The sequence below is a fragment of the Luteibacter sp. P4_D7_3 genome, from assembly GCF_056401735.1.
This window is the reverse complement of sequence record NZ_JBFUIT010000272.1, coordinates 1-5,340: the sequence shown is the minus strand read 5'-3', so window position 1 is coordinate 5,340 and position 5,340 is coordinate 1. Positions and strand designations below refer to the sequence as shown.

6 protein-coding genes are annotated in these 5,340 nt (G+C 66.0%); 4 read left to right on the top strand and 2 right to left on the bottom strand.

Annotated features, from left to right (window positions below):
* Both AC1DSN_RS17795 and accD read left to right on the top strand, forming a co-directional pair.
* Positions 1 to 434: tryptophan synthase subunit alpha (locus AC1DSN_RS17795; protein ID WP_477331975.1), on the top strand; the 434-nt coding region annotated here is incomplete at its 5' end.
* Positions 435 to 471: 37 nt separating this feature from the next.
* Positions 472 to 1,350, top strand: a complete 879-nt coding sequence (gene accD / locus AC1DSN_RS17790) for an acetyl-CoA carboxylase, carboxyltransferase subunit beta (RefSeq protein ID WP_477331973.1) — start codon at positions 472 to 474, stop codon at positions 1,348 to 1,350.
* Positions 1,351 to 1,932: 582 nt separating this feature from the next.
* Here accD and AC1DSN_RS17785 read toward each other — a convergent pair.
* Positions 1,933 to 2,475 carry a phosphatase PAP2 family protein gene (locus AC1DSN_RS17785; protein WP_477297861.1) on the bottom strand — a complete coding sequence of 181 codons (543 nt, stop codon included), beginning with the start codon at positions 2,473 to 2,475 and terminating at the stop codon, positions 1,933 to 1,935.
* Positions 2,447 to 3,607 carry a glycosyltransferase family 4 protein gene (locus AC1DSN_RS17780; RefSeq protein WP_477331971.1) on the bottom strand — a complete coding sequence of 387 codons (1,161 nt, stop codon included), beginning with the start codon at positions 3,605 to 3,607 and terminating at the stop codon, positions 2,447 to 2,449. The genes AC1DSN_RS17785 and AC1DSN_RS17780 overlap by 29 nt, the downstream gene beginning before the upstream one ends.
* A gap of 133 nt (positions 3,608 to 3,740) precedes the next feature.
* On the opposite strand from AC1DSN_RS17780, the gene gltX reads away from it, so the two are divergent.
* Positions 3,741 to 5,144 (top strand): glutamate--tRNA ligase, encoded by a 1,404-nt coding sequence (gene gltX, locus AC1DSN_RS17775; RefSeq protein ID WP_477331969.1) that lies wholly within the window; start codon positions 3,741 to 3,743, stop codon positions 5,142 to 5,144.
* On the top strand, positions 5,137 to 5,340 hold a 204-nt coding region (locus AC1DSN_RS17770), incomplete at its 3' end, for a hypothetical protein (protein ID WP_477331967.1). The genes gltX and AC1DSN_RS17770, both read left to right, overlap by 8 nt.

Sequence of the window (5,340 nt, the reverse complement as noted above, 5' to 3'; positions counted from 1 at the left end):
TCGATGGCGTCCTTATGGTGGATTGTCCGCTCGAGGAGTCGCACGTGCTCGCGCCGCTCCGTGCGGTGGGTCTCGACCAGATCCTGCTGGCCTCGCCGACCACTACCGAGACGCGCCTGGCCGCCCTGAGCGAGGCGGCTTCGGGGTTCCTGTATTATGTGTCGTTCGCTGGCATCACCGGCGCGGCCCAGCTGAGCACCGGCGACATCGCCGAGCGCGTGGCGGGCATCCGGGCCCGGTCGAAGGCTCCGGTGGCCGTCGGTTTTGGTGTTCGCGACGCGGCAAGCGCCGTGGCGATTGGCGCCTTTGCCGACGCCGTGGTCATCGGCAGCGCCCTGGTCGATCGCCTCTCCGGCGCGACCTCGGCGGACGATCTCGCCGGCAGGGCACACGATTTCCTCGCGCCGATCCGCGCTGCGCTCGACGCGCGCTGAACGGCCGTTGGGTTAGAACAGATACACGGAGAGAACCATGAACTGGCTGCAGAAAATCATGACGCCGAAGACCCGCGCGCAGCAGCGCGCGGCCGGCGACAACAAGGGCAAGGTGCCCGAGGGCGTGTGGGAAAAGTGCGCCGGTTGCGGCACCGTCCTTTACAAGCCGGAGTTGGAAAAGTCGCTGATGGTGTGCCCGAAGTGCGGTCACCACCACGCGATCAGTGCGCGTGTTCGTCTGAATGCCTTCTTCGATGAGGGCAGCACCACCGAGCTCTGGCCGAAGATGGAAGCGGTCGATGCGCTGAAGTTCAAGGACCAGAAAAAGTACAAGGACCGCGTCGCTGCTGCGCAGAAGGCGACGGGCGAGAAAGACGCGCTTATCGCGATGTCCGGCCRCCTGCTGGATCGCCCGGTGGTGTCGGTGGCCTTCGAATTCGCCTTCATGGGCGGCTCGATGGGTTCGGTGGTCGGCGAGAAGTTCGCCCGTGCCGCTGAGCGCGCCCTGGCCGACAAGAGTGCCTTGGTCTGCTTCGCCGCCACGGGTGGCGCGCGCATGCAGGAAGGCCTGTTCTCGCTGATGCAGATGGCGAAGACCTCGGCCGCCCTGGCACGGATGCGCGACGCTGGCGTGCCGTACATCTCGGTGCTCACGCATCCGACCACCGGTGGCGTCTCCGCAAGCCTGGGCATGCTGGGTGACATCAACGTGGCTGAGCCGAAGGCGCTTATCGGCTTCGCCGGTCCGCGCGTCATCGAGCAGACCGTTCGCGAGACCCTGCCGGAAGGCTTCCAGCGTCCCGACTTCCTGGTCGAGCACGGCGCCATCGACGTTATCGTCGACCGCCGCGAAATGCGCGACAAGCTCGGCGCGATGCTCGGCATCATGCAGAAGGCGCCGCGCGCCGCGGCGTGATATGTGGGAGCCGCTTCAGCGGCGATATCCACGTTGCCGAAACCTTTCGCCGTGACAGCGTGTTATCGCGGAGCAAGCAAGCCCGACTCAGGTCGGGCTTTTTTTTGGTTCTTCGCGGATTACCGGGGCCCGAGCGCTCGGCTTTCAGGCCGAGCATGCTTCGTCACCTCGCACGTAGCACGTGGCTCGCCTTCGGCCTCGCGGGCTCGGCGTTGCCATCGCTCTCTACACTTGAGCGTTTCGCGGGGAGACCTTGGTGCCCACCCTCGCTGCTCAGACACGTCCTCCGCGTTCGAGAAGGAAAGGCCGCTCGCGCGGCCCATGTACTTAACTGGCCTACGGCCGCTCCACTTGTGCGGAACTCGCCTCGAGGGTGGACACCAAGGTCTCTCACGACGATACGGTTGAGTGGAAGGAGAGCCGTTGGAGTGGGTGTCGCCGCCCGCGCGGACCGTTACGGCGGTCGTGCAGATACGTCATTTCCGGCGCGGCGCGCGTTTTCCTCGCCGCTTCGGTTACTGGTTCGTCGCCGTGATTCGCGTTATCCCTGTATGTCGGCTAATGCCTCCGGTTGGCCCGGCGTCAAACCAGCACGCGTTCCGCCCACAGCGACAGCGTCCCAAGCCCCGCGCCAATCGCCGTCGCGGCGAGCACATCGCTCGGGTAATGCAGGCCGAGCACCACGCGGGACGCGCCGACGAGCGCCGCAAAACCGATCAGGAACGGCGCCAGGATGGGGTAGTGCGCCACCGCGACGACGGTGAATGCGACGGCCTGCAACGTGTGGCCGGACGGGAAACTGAACTCGTCCAGTGGCGGCACGTGCGCGATCACGCCGGGACAGGTGCGGAAAGGGCGCGGGCGGCGCGTCCAGCGCTTTAGTACGCGATAGAGCATCAGTGCGGTCAGACCGGTCACGGCCATCTGTGCCGCCACGGCGACGCCGTGCCAGCCGCCGACCAGTGCGATGACCGTCATCAGCGCATACCAGAACACGCCATCACCCAGCCGGCTGATGGCGCCGAAGAAGATGCCGATGGCCCGGCGCGCGCCCCAGCGATTGGCGGCGACGCACATGCGCCGGTCGAGGCTCGCCCTACGCGGCGACGGCGGTGCTGCGTTCATGGACATTCTCCTCGAAAAGGGACCGCATGATGGCTTCGAAGTCGTTCACGACGGACTCGGGCGAAAGGCCGGCGACGGAGGCGCGGGCTGCATGGCCCATGGCTGTGCGCACCGTGGTATCCGCACCGAGGGTGGCGGCGCGTTCGATCAGGCCACCTTCGTTGCCTGGCGCGACACGAATACCGTTCTGCCCGTTGCGGATGAACTCACGCGCGGCGGCTTCGGCGTAGGCGACGACCGGTATGCCCGATGCCATCGCCTCGAGTACCACGTTGCCGAAGGTTTCCGTGAGGCTGGGGAAGACGAACAGGTCAGCGCTGGCGTAGAACGCCGCCAGCTCCTCACCACGACGCGTACCGGCGAAGATCACGTCCGGATTGGCCGCCTCGAGTGCGGCACGCCCCGGACCGTCGCCGACGATGACGCAGYGGGCCTGTGGCACCCGCCGAACCAGGGCACGGTAGGCCTCGATGACGACGTGCAGGTTCTTTTCGGGCGCGACGCGGCCCACGCTGAGCACCACCGGTGTATCGGCACCGGCGCCCCAGCTTTCGCGCAGCGCGTCGTTGCGATGCTCCGGATGGAAGCGTGCGGTATCGACGCCGCGGCGCAGGACGCGTACGTCATGCACGCCGAGATCGTTGAGCTCGCCCGCCAACTGGCCGGTGGGCACCAGGGTCGTCTGCGCGCGGCGATGGAAGCGGGCGAGATAGCGGCGCACGAAAGGCGTGAGTGCGCCGAAACCGTAATGGCCCACGTAGAAGTCGAAGCGTGTGTGGAAACCGGTAGCGACCGGAATGCCGAGTCGGCGAGCAGCGCTGACAGCAGTCCAGCCGAGGGGGCCTTCCGTCGCCACATAGATCGCGTCCGGGCGCTCTGCGCGCCAGCGGCGTTCGATACGGAAGCGGGCAGGGAGGCCAAAGCGAAGGCCGGAGTATCGCGGCATCGCGGCGCCTTCGACGGCGAGGACATCCATGCCCGCGTCGGCCAGCGGTGGCGTATCCGGGTGGATCGGCCTGATGAGGTCGACCGTGTGCCCTCGCCGGACAAGTCCGCGGGCGAGCGTCTGGACGGTAAGGGCTACCCCGTTCACGTCCGGTGCGTAGGTCTCGGTGACGATGCCCACTCGCATGGCGGTGCCCCTTCTGGCCTGGCTTGACGCATGCTCGCGCAATGGCGTGTCCGCGCGGTTATCAGGGCATGACCGGCATATGACAGCGGGGCTGGGTTAAAATCGCGGTCTTGCCTGCCTGACGACCCCTACAATGACCGTCCGTACCCGCTTTGCTCCCAGTCCTACCGGCTACCTCCATATCGGCGGTGCCCGCACCGCGCTGTATTGCTGGCTGGAGTCCCGCCGTCGGGGCGGTGAATTCGTGCTGAGAATTGAGGACACGGATCGCGAACGGTCCACCCAGGAGGCCGTGCAGGCCATTCTCGACGGCATGTCCTGGCTCGGACTGGTGCATGACGAAGGCCCGTACTACCAGACGTTGCGCATGGAGCGCTACCGCGAGGTCGCCGACCAGCTGCTGCGCGAGGGCAAGGCGTACTACGCCTACGAGACGAAGGAAGAGATCGAGGCGATGCGCAACGCGGCCATGGCGGCGGGTGTGAAGCCGCGTTACAACGGCTACTACCGCGATCGCAACGAGCCGCAGCGCGATGACCCGAACCGGGTCATCCGTTTCAAGAATCCCGCCACCGGCAGTGTTGTCTTCGACGACAAGGTGAAGGGGCGCATCGAGTGGTCCAACGAAGAACTGGACGATCTGGTGATCTTCCGCTCGGACGGTTTTCCCACGTACAACTTCGCGGTTGTCGTGGACGACATCGACATGGGTATCACCGAAGTGATTCGTGGCGACGACCATGTCAACAACACGCCGCGCCAGATCAACATCTACAAGGCCCTGGGCGCGGCGGTACCTGAATTCGCGCACCTGCCGATGATCCTTGGCCCGGACGGCCAGAAGCTGTCCAAGCGTCACGGCGCGGTAAGCGTCATGCAGTACCGCGACGATGGTTTCCTGCCACACGCGCTGCTCAACTATCTCGTGCGTCTGGGCTGGTCGCATGGCGACAAGGAGATCTTCTCGGTCGACGAAATGAAGACCCTGTTCGACGTTGCCGATGTGAACAAGGCGGCGTCGCGTTTCGACGTTACCAAGCTGTCCTGGCTCAACCAGCATTACCTGAAGACGGACGATCCGGCGCTGCTCGGCGCCGAGCTGGCCTGGCACCTGGACAGGATCGGTATCGACGCCTCGAAGGGTCCGAATCCGGCGGATGTCGTCGTCGCCTTGCGCGACCGCGTGCAGACGTTCAAGGAAATGGCTGAGCGCGCGAAGATCTGGTACGGCCCGATTGTCGAGTGGGATGACAAGGCTATCGAAAAGCACCTGCGCAACGAGACGGCCCCGGCCGCACTCGAGGTCGCAAAGGCTGAAATGGCCGCACTACCCGACTGGACGCCTGAAGCCATTCATGGCGCAGTCGAGCGCGTGGCGRCTGCGCTGGAGCTCGGCATGGGCAAGGTTGCCGCGCCACTGCGCGTGGCGATGACCGGAACCCAGGTGTCGCCGTCCATTGAGCACACGATTTTCCTGGCGGGCCGCGAGGGTGCCATCTCGCGCATCGACGAGGCGCTCGCCCGCTCGCGTGGATGAGCTTCTCGCCCGGGCGATGCAAGGGGTCGATCCCGACGACCCCGGTGCCGCCCTGCGCATCTTCAGCAACCTGATGGGCCTGGTGCCCTGGTGGAACCTGATCGCCTGGCAGGTCTTTTTCGTCGTCGTCGGCGCGCTGCTGGGCTGGTGGCGCGGCCGGACCACGGCAGGAATCGTCGGGGCGCTGGTACTGGGT